The sequence below is a fragment of the Lentzea xerophila genome, from assembly GCF_051094245.1.
GTDB classification, from domain to species: domain Bacteria; phylum Actinomycetota; class Actinomycetes; order Mycobacteriales; family Pseudonocardiaceae; genus Lentzea; species Lentzea xerophila.
Map to the genome: position 1 here is coordinate 4,031,556 of NZ_CP194934.1, position 13,437 is coordinate 4,044,992.

The window sequence follows — 13,437 nt, forward strand, 5'->3', positions numbered from 1 at the left end:
GAGCGCTCTCGATCTTGGACGAACTGGTTACTTACCAGTGGTATGCCATACTGGCCGCCGACGAAGCGGAGAGGCATGGGCGAAGCGATCCTCAAACGCGAGCGGGTCCGGGACTACCTGCTCGAACTCATCGAGACCCACCCGGCAGGCGCCCCGATCCCCGCCGAACGCGTGCTGTGCCAGCAACTCTCGGTCTCGCGCCCCACCGTCCGCTCGGCCGTCGACGAACTGGTCAACACCGGCCTGCTGGTCCGCCAGCACGGCCGCGGCACCTTCGTCGCGCGCGCCAAGATCACCCAGGAGATGGTGTCCGGCACCGGATCCATGTCGTTGCCCCAGGCCTCGGGCACCTGGTCGTCCCGGGTGCTCGAACACGCCCGCATCCCGGCCGGCGCCAGAGTGGGCCGCCGCCTGCACCTCTCCCCCGCCGCCGAGATCCACTACATCGCCCGCCTGCGCCTGGTCGACGGCGAGCCGATGGCCTTGGAGTACCTCCACGTCCCGGCCTCCGTCGCGCCATCGCTCACGTTGCACGACATGGAGTCCGGCGACTTCTACGAACGGCTGCGCGAGCACGGCGTCCACGTCCTGGAGGCGATCCAGTCGATCGAGCCGACGGTGGTGAACGAGTCCGAGGCCTCGCTGCTCGGCGTGCCGATGCTCGCGCCCGCGCTGCTGTTCGAACGGCTCACCACCGACACCGAGGGGCGGCAGGTCGAGTACGTGCACTCGATCTACCGGGGCGACCGGTACCGGATCGTGTCGAGGCTGACGCTCGGGGCGTTCCCGCGCAACACCGTGGACGTGCAGGCGCGGTTCGGCAACGACCCGTTCTAACGGACGAACAGCCTGGGCAGCAGGTTGCCGTCCGGCCCGGTGCCGCCGTTGTCCAGGTTCACCTGGGCGCAGCCGAACCGGAACGCCTTCTCGACCGGGTGCTGCGCGGCCAGGGCCTGGTAGAAGCCGACGCTGAACGAGATGGCCGTCCTGTCGTCGATCACGTCCTCCATCCCGATCGCGTACTTCACGTGCCGCGCGACCATCTCCGCGAGCGGGGCCGACCCGCAGGCGTTCACGATCACGCACTCCACCTCGTCCGACACGATCGAGAAGAACTCGGCGATCGACTCCGGCGACGTGGGCATCGAGCGACCGCCGTCGGTCTCCAGCACGACGCTGCCGTCCGGGGTTCCGTGGCAGGCGAAGTGGATCACCGTGGGGCGGCAGTCGTGCAGCGACTGGGACAGGTCAGCGGTGCGCACGGCGAACCGGTCGTCGAACGTGAACTCGTCCCGGGCCCTGCCCCTGGCGAGCGCCGCCCTGATCTCGCGCACCTCGCGATCGGTCCGGATGCGTTCCTCGTCGACCGGATTCGCGGACAGGTAGAGGATTCCCACCTTGCTGCCCGCCGTGCCGCCGGTGGCGGCGACCCGGATTCCGACCTGCCGTGACACCCTGTCCGGACCGCACCGCGTGTCGACGTGCACCGGCACATGGCTGCCGCGCTGGCCCGCGCGGACGTGGAAGACCGCGTCCACCCGTCCCCGCACCTCGACCGGGCCCAGCTCCCGCCACGCGCCCGCCTCGTCCACGTCCAGCTGACCGTGCACGCGGACGGCCACGCCGGGCAACGGGACGCGACCGGTGTTCGCCACGCGGATCCGCAGCTCACTCCACTCGCTGAACGGCAGCTCCTCCGTGAGCAGGCTCGTCTCGAAGCTCGGCGACCTCTGGTCGTCGAGCTCCTCCGGCTCGACGACCAGGTCGGTGGTGAAGCCGGTGATCCGCTGCCCGTGGCCGAACCGGTCGCGGTAGGAGAAGTTGTTGCTGCCGACCGACCACCGCCCCGGTCGCAGCGGCCGCACCTTCATCAGCTTCACCTGCGTCTCACCGGCGGCGAGACGCTCCAGCTCCACCCGGTCTCCACCGCGCAGCACCAGGAAGTCGTTGGGCAGCAACAGCTTGAAGACCACACTCGTGCACGTGCCGGTACCGGAGTTGGTGAGCCGGACCTCCAGGTCGCAGTCCTGACCCGCGACCAGCGTGCTCGGGGACAACGAGATCTCGATCATCAGCGGACCTGGTTCAGCTGGACGGCCCTCGGGTGGTGCTTCTCCTTGCACGCCTTGCAGTGCATGGCGCGCCGGCTGATCCGGCCCTCCTCGTCGCTGAACGCGTCGTCGTCGATCTCCACCTGGTCGCCGGTGCACAGCGGCTTGCCGCAGTGGTGGCAGACGGACTTGATCTCGGAGGCGTTGCACTCCGCACATTCCCAAGCCATGGTTCCCACACTCCTCACAGGTCGCGGAGCTCCCGCTGCACCTTGTCCACGATCTCCTGGTACTGCTGTTCGGTGATCCGCCCCGCGAGCCAGGCGTCGAGGGCGCCTTCGAGCCGTGTGGTCAGGACGTCCCTGCGCTCGGCCGAGGGCCGGGAGCCACCGTTCGCCGAGTGCCGCGGGGGCGGCGGCGGTGGTGGCGCGGCCGGCCCTGGCTCGCGGCCGGGGCGCCGCAACGTGTCGACGATCAGTGCCCGCAGCTGCTCCCACTCCCGTTCGATCCGCGCCTCCATCGCCGCGCTCGCGTACGCGCCCTGCACGGTGATCTCGGCGTTGGTGGTACCGCTCGCCGCGTTGCCACCGTGGCCACGGAAGTGCTCCACTCCGGTGAGGAGCACCCGGAAGTCCACCGGGTACACCCCGTCGTACCGCCGGCCGGCGATCTCCCAGTCGCGGTTGATCGCGGCGACGCCGCCCGACATCCCCGGCGGCCCTTCGACCGCGCACTTCACGTAGTAGCCGTCGTCCGCCATCGCGTTGGTGAGCTCGATGACGGTGTGGTGGTTGGGCACCACACCCTCGAAGATCTCCTTGCCGACCCGTGCCTCGTCGCTCTTCTTCTTCCGGTCGGGTACCAGTCTCAGGTCCTGGTACCGAACTCCGGCGAGGCTCAGCCGGAAGTCCGCGCGTACGACCGTCTTGACCTCCTCCTCACCGATGTCGCCGCGCCGGCCGCCCAGCGGGTAGTGGACGTGCACGCTCTTCACCCCGGACACCGCGCCGGCGAACGTCACCTCGATGTGGCCCGCGATCGCGTCGCTCAGCTCGATCTGCCGTTCGAACTGCACCTGCAGGTGGATGCGGCGCTTGGCTCTCGCCTTCTCGTCGGCGACCGAGATCCGCGTCCACTCGATCGTGCGCACCGGCTCGCCGTGCTCGTCGGTGCCGAGACCGACGGACGGCCTGCCGACCGCGTTCTGCACGTTGCCCCAGGCGATCGGCACCGCGATCTTCAACGACTCGATGCGCTCGAACACGACCTCGCGTTCGTCCTCGTCGAGGTCCATCCACTGCACGTCCAGTTCCAGTGCGCGGCGATCCGACGAAGGCACCAGCGTCGGCGTCAGCCACACCGGGATGAAGTCGACATCGGGCGCGTCGCGCAACTCGTGCCGCAGCCGGATCTGCCACTGTGCGGCGGACCTGCTCTCGGTGTCGCCGAAGAACGGGTGATCGGCCACCTTCCCACCGAGGGGCACCAGCGTGGTGCGCTCCCGTTCGCCGAGGATCTGCAGCGCGGCCGGCCCTTCCAGCACCGCGAAACCGGCGCTGAACGAGATCGGCTCGTCCTGCGCCAGCCGGTACTTCCTGCGGTAGAGGTCGACGCGGTCGCGGTCCTGCTTGCTCATCGTCATCGAGATCTCGAGCTCGCCCGTCACGGGCGTGACGGACGTCTGGTAGCCGCCGTCGTCGCCGAGCGTGAACGTGCCTCGCAGGTTCTCGACGAACCGCACCGAGTCCACTGTGGGCACCACCGGCATGGGCTGCCTGGTGCGCATCTCCTCCTCTGCCCGCCGCCTGCCCAGGTAGTACGCGACGCCGCCGGCACCGGCGCCGGCGAGCAGCAACAGGAGGCCGACCGTGACGCTCACGCCGAGCAGCAGCAGGCCGAGCACCGCCACCGCCCCGCCGGCGTACAGGTACTTGCGCAGGTCGTCCTGGACGACGTGGTGGCAGTCCGAGCAGTGCTGCGGCCGGCCGGCCTTCTCGAGCTCCAGCCCGGCGAACTCCTTGCTCAGCGGTTTGCCCATGCTGTCGGTGGTGGGCTGGAGGTCGTCCTCGCACAGCGGGTTCCCGCAGTGGTGGCAGATCGCCTCGATGTCCGTGGATCCGCAGTCGTGGCAGCGGGTGCGGACGGCGTGGGTTTCCAGTGTCGTCGTCATCGGGAAGTCTCCGTCCTCACGTCAGGCCGGTGCGCATCGAGCGGAACCGGGTGCGCAGCTTCTGCTGCAGGGCGTTCATCTCGTGGGTGAGCTCGCGGCTGTTGCGCGCCAAGGTGCCGCCCATGAACAACCTCAGCTCGCCCGTGTCGAGGTTCGCGGTGAACGTCTGCCCGTCGGGCATCTGCGTCTCGCGCTGGATCTCGTACCGCCTGCCGAGGATGAACAACCACAGCGCCATCTGGTCCGGCCCTTCCGACTTCGTCGCGTACAGCAGGCGGCGTTCGGGGCTCGACACGGCGACACCGACCGGTCTGACCGAGAAACCGCGGTCGCTCAGCGCGGTCGTGATGTCGGTGATGCGCTCCTCCTCGGGAATGACCTCGTCGAATCGGAGGTGCTGCACGGGAGCGAATGAGCGCCGGGCGAATGCGTCGTCGAGCACGAGACGCAAACCGGTGCCGATCACGGTCTTCGACTCCGGCTGACGATCCTGCGGCATTCGGCCGTTCGCGTCCGCGAGACGAGCGCCCAGACCGGACAGCAGATAACCCGGAATCTCCACCTCGACGTGGCCGTCCAGAATCGACTGCGCGTACAGCTCACCCGGTTGTTTGATCCACAGGTTCATCTCGTGGCTGCGGTAGCTGTGCACATCGGCATTCTCTTCACCGACGCGCGTCATCGGCACGTCGTCCCATTCGATGCTGCGCGTCAGCGGGTTGTACCAGACCGCCGACTCGTCGTTGTCGTATCCTTCCGCGCCTTTGCTCAGATGCAGACCGCGCAGCGAGGTGATGGTCGGCCAGTCCAGCGACACCTTCGACACCTTCGGCTGCAGGACCACGCCCTCCGGCGGTTTGGGCAGATGCACCCAGACGGTCATCCGCAGCTGCAGGTACGGCCGGAAGCTGACGTGCCGCTCGATGCGGCTCGGCATGCTCTCGATGATCTCCCGGTCCCGCGAGCCCACCACGTCGACCTCCGGCAGCCCCGCGTTGTCGGGGTCGAGCAGGTCGACCCGGACGTCCACCGGGTACTGCTTGAGCTTGGTGCGGTCTGGACGGTAGTCGTGGCGGATCGCGCAGGTCAGCCGGTCGGCACCGAACTCGCCGGCGTCGTCGGGCAGTGGCACGGACAGCGGCATCGCCCCGTTGCGGCCCGACAGGTCGAGCAGGCGGCCGAGGTCGCTGCCCCCGTAGCTGTCGAACAGCAGGTGCCCGATCCGCACCTCCTTCGGCCGCCGCCCGGACCACGGACCGTCGAGCGCCTCCTCGACGTCGGCCCGCGCCAGCGCGCCGAAGTGGCCGGCGCCGTCGTAGGGAATCGTCACCTCGACCTTTCCCGACGGCTCGCCTTTCCAGTCCAGCGACGGGTTGCGGGAAATCTCCTGCTCGAACTCGTAGTGCTCACTCACCCGGACCACGTCCGGCACGGCACGCGCGTAAATCGCGTCCCCGGCAGAGCTTTCGGCGCCGACCGCACCGAGTATCCTGCGGATCAGGCTCTGCAGCTTCGCGATTAATTCCGCCCACACGGACATGAACGTTCCCTTCAGCCTCCACAAGGTATGCGCAACCATGTGGAATCGGTCGTCGCCGGTTCTCCGGCCGGGTTCGCGCTTGCTGTGTCGCAACACCCGTTCGATGCGTTACTGGATACACCGAATCGGCGGTGGGTTTTGTGCCACGTGACTCATTGGGAGTAACGACTGGCAGAAAAATGTCCAGTCGATCATTATCGCGGATCGGTCATGTCCACTCCGAAGAGCTCACACCGGGCGTCCAGGCAGCGGTGTGGCCGTGTTGCGGTCCGTCAGTCGAACCGCGCGGTCTGGCCGTCGATGAAGTTCTGTGCCCGCTCCAGGGTGCGGGAGCCGTAGGTCCCGCCGGCACGCGCGTCCAGCAGGGCGTTCTGCTGGGCGTCCATCATCATCCGTTGCAGCTCACGGCGTTGGTGCAGCGGGCTGTCCGGGTCCTGCTCGGTCAGCATCCGGTCGATGCCCTCGCCCATCGCGGCGGCGCGGTCGCGGGTCTCCTCGAGCAGCGCGGCGTCGAAGGGGCGGCCGTTCTCGCGGCACAGCGCCGGGTTCTCCAGCAGGTCCTGGGTGGCCGTGACCAGTTCCCCCGCAAGACGGGCGTACTCGCGGCGTTCGTGTTCCTCGTCGTTGCCGCGGATGCCCAGCCGGCGGATCAGCAACGGCAGTGAGCCGCCCTGCACGACCAGGGTGAGGATCGCGACGGTGAAGGCGATCAGAATCAGCTCGTCGCGGTGCGGCAGGTCCGTGGGCAGGGTCTGGGCCGCGGCGAGCGTCACCACGCCGCGCATACCCGACCAGGCGAGCACCGCACCGCCGCGCCAGCCGAGGCCCTCGCCGGCGTAGAACGCGATGTCGGCCCGTTTGCGTTGCAGCGCGCGGATTCCCCGGTCGAACCGCTTCTCCTCGCCGGGCCGGGGACCCCGGGCGGTGAAGCGATCCACAAAGGACTCCATCCTGCCGCTGAACGCGTCCGCGCGGCGTTGCTGGCGGCGCAGCATCGCGACCAGCGGGATCACGAACGCCCCGCGTAGCACGACCAGTGCGACCGTGGCCAGCACGCCGATCAGGAACGTCCGCGCCACGCCGTCGTCCGCCACGGCGCTGACGACCGACGTGAGCTCGAAGCCCATCAGCAGGAAGACGCCGTTCTCCAGCAGCAGCTGGATCGTGCGCCAGTTGGTGCGTTCGGAGATGCGGTCGTGCGCGCTGAACCGGCGGGCGCTCAGGTGGCCGGTGACCAGGCCCGCCACGACGACGGCGAGCACGCCGGACGCGTGCACCTCCTCGGCCGGGATGAACGCCAGGAACGGCACGACGTACGAGATCGCGGTCGTCAGCACCGGCTGCCCCTGGATCCGCGACCGCGCCCACACCGACACCAGGCCGACCACGAGGCCGATCAGCACGCCGACGACCAGGGCGTACGCGAAGTCGCCCAGCGCGTCCCCGAACGTCACGCTGGCCGTGATCGCGAGGACGGCCGTGCGCAGCAGCACGAGCGCGGTCGCGTCGTTGACCAGGCCCTCGCCCTCGAGAATGGTGACCAGCCGTGGCGGCAGGCCGAGCCGCTTGCCGATCGACGTGGCGGCGACCGCGTCCGGCGGGCTGATCACCGCGCCGAGCGCGAGCGCGGCCGCGAAGCCGATCTCCGGGATCAGCCACCAGATCAGCAGGCCGGTGCCGAACGCGGACACGACCACGAGCAGCACCGACAGCGACCCGATGGTCGCGAAGTTGCGCCGGAAGTCGACCACCGGGACGTTCACGGCCGCCGAGTACAGGATGGGCGGCAGCACGATCACGAGGATCCACTCCGGCTGCACGACCAGGTGCGGCGCGCCGGGCAGCTGGCTGCAGCCCATGCCGACGAGCACGAGCAGCACGGGCGCCGCCACGCCCACCTTGGGCGCGGCGTACGCCACCACCACGATGATCAGCACGGCCGCGACGGCGAGCAAGGCCCATTCCTGCATGACGTGCAGTTTGTCGGATGACAACGGATCTTGCCCGTGGAGCTCCGGCCATCGGCCGGCCGAGGCCGCCAGTGGTGTGGCTCGGAACGTTGCCAGGCGAATTCGCGGTCAGACGGGTGCATCGTGGTGCCGCGAGGCGCCCTGCTGAGCGTGAATCACCCAGCCCACGTTCCGAGCCGCGCCACTAGGTTCACCGGTCATGGATGATCTCGTGACGTTCATGAAGGAACGCCGGCTCGCCGACGAAGCGGCCGCGGCGGCCTGGGCGGCGCGGTCCGCGACCATCACCGCGTGGGCGCAGAAGGTCGCGACTCTCCTGACCCGCCACCGGATCCCGGCCGAACAGACGCTGTACGACCGGGTCGGCGAGCAGAAGGTGCGGATCGCGTCCGGCTGGCTCGTGCTGACGACCAGGACGCCGAGCGCGGGTCGTCCCGGCGTGGTCAAGGACGCCGGGATCCTCCTGACTCCGAGCGCGGAGCTGTGGCAGTACGACAACGAGTGGCCGATGTCCGCCCGCCTCACCGCCACCATGCCCGCGTTCCGCACCGCCGAGGGCGCCGCGTTGCTGGCCCGGTGCGAGTGGATCCTCGACAACGTCATCGAGGCGTTCGCGGACACGTTGGACCGCAACGGCATCGACGTCATCGAGCTGGAAGAGCTCTGAAGCTCTCCCCCCGCCGTTCCGCACCCCCGCAGCACCAGGCCGTCCGCACCACATGTGAGAGCCGAGGAAACAGCCCTAGCGCGGCAGCTTCCAGATCCGGACCGACTTGTCCGCACCGCCACAGGCGATCCGCTCGCCCTTGGGGTCGAACGCCACCGTCTCGATCTTCGCCCCGGCACCGATCACGGTGGCGCGGACGGACTTCGAGGCCACGTCCCACAGCTGCACCGCGTTGCCGTGTCCCCAGGTGGCGATCGTCTTGCCGTCGGGGTGGTAGAGGGCCTTCGTGATGATGCCGTCGCCCTCGGTGCGGTCGAAGACGGCCTTGCTCTGGCCGGTCGCCACGTCCCAGAGCTGCAGGCTGTTCCTGCTGTCGTCGTCGGGCACGGCGAGGGTCTTGCCGTCCGGCGAGAACGCCACTCCGTCGCCGGTCGAGTCGGTGATGGTCCTGACGGTCTTCCCGGTGGCCGGGTCGACGATCTTGATCTCCTGGTACTTCGTGCCGGCGTAGGCGAGGAGCTTGCCGTCCTGGGTGAACGCGAGCTCGCTGCTGCCGTTCGCCTCGGTCAGGCCGATCCTGACCTTGCGGGTCGCCACGTCCCACACCTTGAGGCCGCCGGTGTGGGTCAGTCCGACGACCGTCTTGCCGTCCGGGTGGAAACGCAGGCACTTCATGATCGACCTGGCGTCCTCCAGCGCGCCGATCTGCGTGCGGTCGGCGAGGTTCCACAGGTAGGTGGTGCTGTCGCCGGTGCGGTTGCCGCCCGCCGCGAGGATCTTGCCGTCCGGGCTGATCGCCACCGCGCACGCCGTGGCGCCGCCCGGCCCGTCGGGGTTCTGGACGGTACCGACGAGCTTCCCGGCCGCGACGTCCCAGATGCGGACGATGGCGCCGCCGCTGCCCAGACCGTCCTCGGCACTGGCGAGCAGCTTGCCGTCCGGGCTCCACGCGATCGACGAGACGGACGCCTTGTGGTCGGTGAGCTGCACGTGCTCGGTGATCTCCTCCGGCTGTCCCGGCTGGGCCGCCGCGGAGGTCGTCGACTGCTCGGACCCGCCCTCCTTGTCGGCGGCCGGTTTGTCGTCGCCGGTGGACGGCAGTTCCGCCGCCTCGCCGGCGTCGTCCTTCGTGGTGAGCCACCACGCGGTGCCGCCGCCGATCAACGCGAGCGCGCCGCCGGCACCGGCCAGCAGTGCCGTGCGTCTGCTGACGCCGGATCCACCTGGGACCGCCATGGCCACGGGCGCACCGGCGAGCAGCGCGAAGGCCTGCTCCACCGAGGCGCGCTCGGCCGGGTTCTTGCGCAGCAGCCCGCCCAGCAACGACGAGAGCCTGCCGGCGCGCAGCGGGGGCGGCGGCTCCTGGGTGAGCAGCATCGACAGCGTCGTCATGAAGTCCTGGCCCTGGTACGGGGGCCTGCCCTCCACGGCGGCGTACAGGGTCGCGCCGAGCGACCACATGTCGGTGGCCGGCGTGATGGGCGCGCCGGTGCCCTGCTCGGGCGCCATGTACGCGGGCGTGCCGACGATCGAGCCGTCCGTGGTCAGCGGGACGTCACCGGTCAGCCGCGCGATGCCGAAGTCGGTGATCACGACCCGGTCGCCGGACAGCAACACGTTGGCGGGCTTGAGATCGCGGTGCACGATCCCGGCCTGGTGCGCCGCCCGCAACGCGCCGAGCATCGCGTTCGCGACGTGGGCGACCTGGTCGACGGGCAGCGCGCCCTGGGCCTTGACGGCATCGGCGAGCGACCCGCCCCGGACGAACTCCATCACGATCATCGGGGTGCTGTTGTACTCGACGACGTCGTGCACGGTGACGATGCCGGGGTGGTTCAGCTGACCGGCCAGCTGCGCCTCCCGCATGGCGCGCTGGCAGAGCAACGCCCGTTGCTGCGCGTCGAGCCCGGCGGGCAGCAGCAGTTCCTTGATGGCCACCTCACGGCCGATGACCTCGTCACGGCCGAGCCAGACCCGGCCCATGCCGCCGGCGCCGATCACCTGAACGAGCCGGTAGCGCTGGGCCACCAGACTTCCCGTCGCATCTGTCACGGCGGGCAGCCTAGATGGGAGAGCGCTCTCGTTCACCGGTATCCGGCAAGTTTCTTGACGATCGGAACCGTTGGTAGGCAAGCAACATCGTGCGTGCTCAATCGGTCGACAATGGACCTGTCCCTAGTGGACTCTCGCGACCTCGATGCCGACCTCGCCGAACATCCGCAGCTTCCGCCTCCTCGTCGGCTCCACGGTGAACCCGGCCGCCGCGATCCGCTTCGTCACCGCGTCCCCGACGTTGTCGATCAGGTGCTCCTTCGCCCGCCCGTGGTCGTGGAACACGGCGTCGGCGAGCACCAGCACACCGCCGGGCCGCAGGACGCGCCGCACCTCGGCGAGCATCTCGTCCTTCGACGGGGTGTCCAGGTGGTGCAGCATCAGGCTGGAGAAGACCGCGTCGAACGAGTCGGCGGGGAAGGCGAGCTCCTGCGCGAAGCCCCGGTCCAGCCGCGCCTTCAACCCCGCCCCGCGCAGCTTGCGCTCCGCCTTGGCGAGCATCTTGAGGTCGGGGTCCACACCGAAGAGCTCGACCTCGGGATGCCTCCTTCCGGTGGCCCGCAACAGGTTCCCGGTGCCGCAGCCGACGTCGAGCACGCGGTGCCCCGGCCGCAGCCCGGCCAGCGCGACCATGTCGTCGTGCACCCGACCGAGCCCGGAGACCCGGTGCAGGACCTCGTAGAGCGGCAGCAGGTAGTGCTTGCCCATGCCCGGCAGGTAGTCCCGCTCCTGGGACGATATTTCGGTCATGGACCTATTCTGACTTGGCTGATAGCAGTATTTCTGTGTCGATCCACGGTTTGAGTGGGACAATCTGACGGTGCGCACGCGACGAACGGCACCGAACGCGGACCAGCCCGCGACCTACACCTGGCGGCCGGCGCCGGGCGAGCTCGCGGTGGCGGTCACGCCGCTGGGCCACGACGCAGACATCAACGGCGCCCACGAGGCGCACGCACACGACTTCCCCGGCATCGCCTACTTCGGCGCTCCCGGCGGCATCGTGCGCACCGGCAAGCGGGCCCGGCACGTCGAGGCGGGCGACCTGTTCGTCATCGCCCCCGGTGACGTGATGGGCCGGGCCGACAGCGACGACCTCCTCGACGCGCACGGCTGGGGCGTGTTCTTCACCGCCGACGCGCTCGGCCCCGACACTCCGGGCGCGCACCTGGCGTGGCGCACCCACCCACTGCTGTTCCCGTTCGTCCGCGGCGGCGCGGTCGACGCGTTGCGGCTCAAGGTTCCCCCGGAGCGACGCGACGAGTGGTCGTCCCGCATCAAGGCCCTGAACGACGAGCTCCAGCACCGCCGCGAGGGTTACCGGGAAGCCGTGTCGGCCCACCTCGTGCTGCTGCTCGTCGGGGTGTCGAGACTCGCCGCGGACGTCGTCGGCGACCTGCGCGAGAACGCCGAGCCACTGCTGGCAGAGGTGTTCGACGTGATCGAGCGGCGCTACCCGGAACCGTTGTCGCTGCGCGAGGTCGCCGCCGCGGTCAGCATCTCCCCGGGCCACCTCACCTCGACCGTGCGCAGGCGGACGGGCCGCACGGTCCAGGAGTGGATCACCGAGCGCCGGATGGTCCAGGCACGCCGGCTGCTCGCCGTGACGGACCTGCCCGTCGGCGACATCGGGCGGCAGACAGGGTTCCCGGACGCCGGCTACTTCGCGCGGACGTTCGGCAGGCTGCACGGGATGAGCCCGACGAGCTGGCGGCGGTCCAACCACCTGAACGGCGGTTGAACTCCTGCCGACAGCATGTCGATCACCGGCGATTCGTCAGAATCGTCCCGTTCCGGCGTGGCAGTGTCGTGCCATGACGGGCACCACCCTCACCGACAGCACCAGAGATCTCGGCACGAGGTTCCACGACCTGATGGAAGTCGTCGTGAGGTGGCTGCCGTTCGGACTGTCGCGCGTGATCGCCCCGAGCCTGCTCGGGTTCGCCCTGATCAACGGGTTCACGTTCGGCGTCGACCTGCTGCTGCTCACGCTGTTCCGCAGCGGACTCGGGCTGCCGGTGCCGCTCGCGTTCACGATCGCCTACGTGATCGCGTTCGGCCTGAGCTTCGTGCTGAACCGCGCGCTGAACTTCCGCTCGCACGCGCCGGTCGGCCCGCAGGCCGGTCTGTACGCGGTGGCGATCACGATCAACTACCTGGCGTTCATCCTCGGCGTCGGCAGCGCGCTGACCGAGATCGGCTTGCAGTACCACCTGTCCCGCATCGTCGCCGGGGCGTGCGAGGCCGCGTTCATGTACAGCGTGATGCGCTGGGTCATCTTCCGCGACACGAAGTGAGCTACTGGAGGTAGCCCTCGACCTCGCCGACCGGACGCGCGGGGACGTCGTCCGCGTTCTCGCCCTGCGACCGGGCCGAACGGCGCCGCCGCAGCAGGTCCCAGCACTGGTCGAGGGCTTCCTCCAGCGACCGCAGCCGGGCGTGCTCCTCGTCCGTCGAGATCTCGCCGGACGCGAGCTGCTGACGCAGCCTGTGCTCCTCGTCGACCAGCTCGTTGATCCGGCCCAGCACGTTCTCGTCGCTCATTACCCCGACTCTACGACCAGTCGGGGCATGTCGCGCCCCAGCCGCCAGGCTACGGCAACGACGCCAGCGAAAGGCTGTTGCGGTCCGGATCCAGCACCTCGACGTGCCGCACGCCGTTCCCGTACGTCTCGACGTCACCGTGGGCGATGCCGTGCGCGGCGAGCCGGTCCAGCGCCCCGGAGAACTCGCTCTCCGTCACCCCGAACGTGATCATCGACCCGCCCACGCGCGAGGACCGGACGTCACGGGCGTCGAGCACCAGGTAGGCGTTCTCCCCCACCTGCCAGAGGTGTTCCTCGCCGATGACCTCGTCCGCCGGGCGCCCGAAGAACACCTCGTACCACCGCAACGACTTCGCCAGGTCGCTCACACACATCACGCTGTGCAGGTCCACGCCGGTCCACCCTTCGATCGTCTGGACAGGACGGACCCGCCGGACGCCA

Annotated in this window: 13 protein-coding genes; 4 read left to right on the plus strand and 9 right to left on the minus strand. The window is 69.5% G+C overall.

Annotated elements, in window-relative coordinates:
• The first annotated feature begins 75 nt into the window (after positions 1–75).
• Entirely contained in the window at positions 76–837 is a 762-nt protein-coding gene (locus ACRSBM_RS19255) for a GntR family transcriptional regulator (RefSeq protein ID WP_434444998.1), read from the plus strand.
• Here ACRSBM_RS19255 and ACRSBM_RS19260 read toward each other — a convergent pair.
• The 5 genes from ACRSBM_RS19260 to ACRSBM_RS19280 all read right to left on the minus strand — a co-directional run bounded on the left by ACRSBM_RS19260 (position 834) and on the right by ACRSBM_RS19280 (position 7,731).
• Positions 834–2,072 (minus strand): CHAT domain-containing protein, encoded by a 1,239-nt coding sequence (locus tag ACRSBM_RS19260; protein ID WP_434444999.1) that lies wholly within the window; start codon positions 2,070–2,072, stop codon positions 834–836. The genes ACRSBM_RS19255 and ACRSBM_RS19260 overlap by 4 nt on opposite strands.
• Positions 2,072–2,281: a hypothetical protein gene (locus ACRSBM_RS19265; RefSeq protein ID WP_434445000.1), complete on the minus strand. Its 210-nt coding sequence runs from the start codon at positions 2,279–2,281 to the stop codon at positions 2,072–2,074. The genes ACRSBM_RS19260 and ACRSBM_RS19265 overlap by 1 nt, the downstream gene beginning before the upstream one ends.
• Positions 2,282–2,295: 14 nt before the next feature.
• A complete protein-coding gene (locus ACRSBM_RS19270) occupies positions 2,296–4,221 on the minus strand; it encodes a hypothetical protein (protein WP_434445001.1) in 1,926 nt (641 codons plus the stop codon).
• A 16-nt stretch (positions 4,222–4,237) separates the two neighbouring features.
• Positions 4,238–5,761: a hypothetical protein gene (locus tag ACRSBM_RS19275; RefSeq protein ID WP_434445002.1), complete on the minus strand. Its 1,524-nt coding sequence runs from the start codon at positions 5,759–5,761 to the stop codon at positions 4,238–4,240.
• A gap of 272 nt (positions 5,762–6,033) precedes the next feature.
• Positions 6,034–7,731 (minus strand): cation:proton antiporter, encoded by a 1,698-nt coding sequence (locus tag ACRSBM_RS19280; protein WP_434445003.1) that lies wholly within the window; start codon positions 7,729–7,731, stop codon positions 6,034–6,036.
• A gap of 199 nt (positions 7,732–7,930) precedes the next feature.
• On the opposite strand from ACRSBM_RS19280, the gene ACRSBM_RS19285 reads away from it, so the two are divergent.
• Entirely contained in the window at positions 7,931–8,398 is a 468-nt protein-coding gene (locus ACRSBM_RS19285) for a hypothetical protein (protein ID WP_434445004.1), read from the plus strand.
• A gap of 75 nt (positions 8,399–8,473) precedes the next feature.
• On the opposite strand, the gene ACRSBM_RS19290 is transcribed toward ACRSBM_RS19285, so the two are convergent.
• Positions 8,474–10,450 (minus strand): protein kinase domain-containing protein, encoded by a 1,977-nt coding sequence (locus ACRSBM_RS19290; protein WP_434445005.1) that lies wholly within the window; start codon positions 10,448–10,450, stop codon positions 8,474–8,476.
• 123 nt (positions 10,451–10,573) lie between these two features.
• The gene (locus tag ACRSBM_RS19295; protein WP_434445006.1) at positions 10,574–11,200 is read right to left on the minus strand and encodes a class I SAM-dependent methyltransferase; all 627 of its coding nucleotides are present in this window, start codon (positions 11,198–11,200) and stop codon (positions 10,574–10,576) included.
• 70 nt (positions 11,201–11,270) lie between these two features.
• Between ACRSBM_RS19295 and ACRSBM_RS19300 the strand changes: the two genes are divergently transcribed.
• Positions 11,271–12,191 (plus strand): helix-turn-helix transcriptional regulator, encoded by a 921-nt coding sequence (locus ACRSBM_RS19300; protein WP_434445007.1) that lies wholly within the window; start codon positions 11,271–11,273, stop codon positions 12,189–12,191.
• A 73-nt stretch (positions 12,192–12,264) separates the two neighbouring features.
• Positions 12,265–12,747 carry a GtrA family protein gene (locus ACRSBM_RS19305; protein WP_434445008.1) on the plus strand — a complete coding sequence of 161 codons (483 nt, stop codon included), beginning with the start codon at positions 12,265–12,267 and terminating at the stop codon, positions 12,745–12,747.
• A 1-nt stretch (position 12,748) separates the two neighbouring features.
• Here the strand turns inward: ACRSBM_RS19305 and ACRSBM_RS19310 are convergent, their stop codons facing one another.
• Both ACRSBM_RS19310 and ACRSBM_RS19315 read right to left on the minus strand, forming a co-directional pair.
• Positions 12,749–12,994, minus strand: coding sequence for a DUF2630 family protein (locus tag ACRSBM_RS19310; protein WP_434445009.1), 246 nt, complete (start codon positions 12,992–12,994; stop codon positions 12,749–12,751).
• A gap of 49 nt (positions 12,995–13,043) precedes the next feature.
• A complete protein-coding gene (locus ACRSBM_RS19315) occupies positions 13,044–13,388 on the minus strand; it encodes a VOC family protein (RefSeq protein ID WP_434445010.1) in 345 nt (114 codons plus the stop codon).
• Positions 13,389–13,437: the final 49 nt, after the last annotated feature.

Coding starts and splice junctions, on each gene's coding strand:
- ACRSBM_RS19255 (WP_434444998.1), top strand. CDS start 76: ATGGGCGAAGCGATCCTCAAACGCGAGCGGGTCCGGGACTACCTGCTC.
- ACRSBM_RS19260 (WP_434444999.1), bottom strand. CDS start 2,072: ATGATCGAGATCTCGTTGTCCCCGAGCACGCTGGTCGCGGGTCAGGAC.
- ACRSBM_RS19265 (WP_434445000.1), bottom strand. CDS start 2,281: ATGGCTTGGGAATGTGCGGAGTGCAACGCCTCCGAGATCAAGTCCGTC.
- ACRSBM_RS19270 (WP_434445001.1), bottom strand. CDS start 4,221: ATGACGACGACACTGGAAACCCACGCCGTCCGCACCCGCTGCCACGAC.
- ACRSBM_RS19275 (WP_434445002.1), bottom strand. CDS start 5,761: ATGTCCGTGTGGGCGGAATTAATCGCGAAGCTGCAGAGCCTGATCCGC.
- ACRSBM_RS19280 (WP_434445003.1), bottom strand. CDS start 7,731: ATGCAGGAATGGGCCTTGCTCGCCGTCGCGGCCGTGCTGATCATCGTG.
- ACRSBM_RS19285 (WP_434445004.1), top strand. CDS start 7,931: ATGGATGATCTCGTGACGTTCATGAAGGAACGCCGGCTCGCCGACGAA.
- ACRSBM_RS19295 (WP_434445006.1), bottom strand. CDS start 11,200: ATGACCGAAATATCGTCCCAGGAGCGGGACTACCTGCCGGGCATGGGC.
- ACRSBM_RS19305 (WP_434445008.1), top strand. CDS start 12,265: ATGACGGGCACCACCCTCACCGACAGCACCAGAGATCTCGGCACGAGG.
- ACRSBM_RS19310 (WP_434445009.1), bottom strand. CDS start 12,994: ATGAGCGACGAGAACGTGCTGGGCCGGATCAACGAGCTGGTCGACGAG.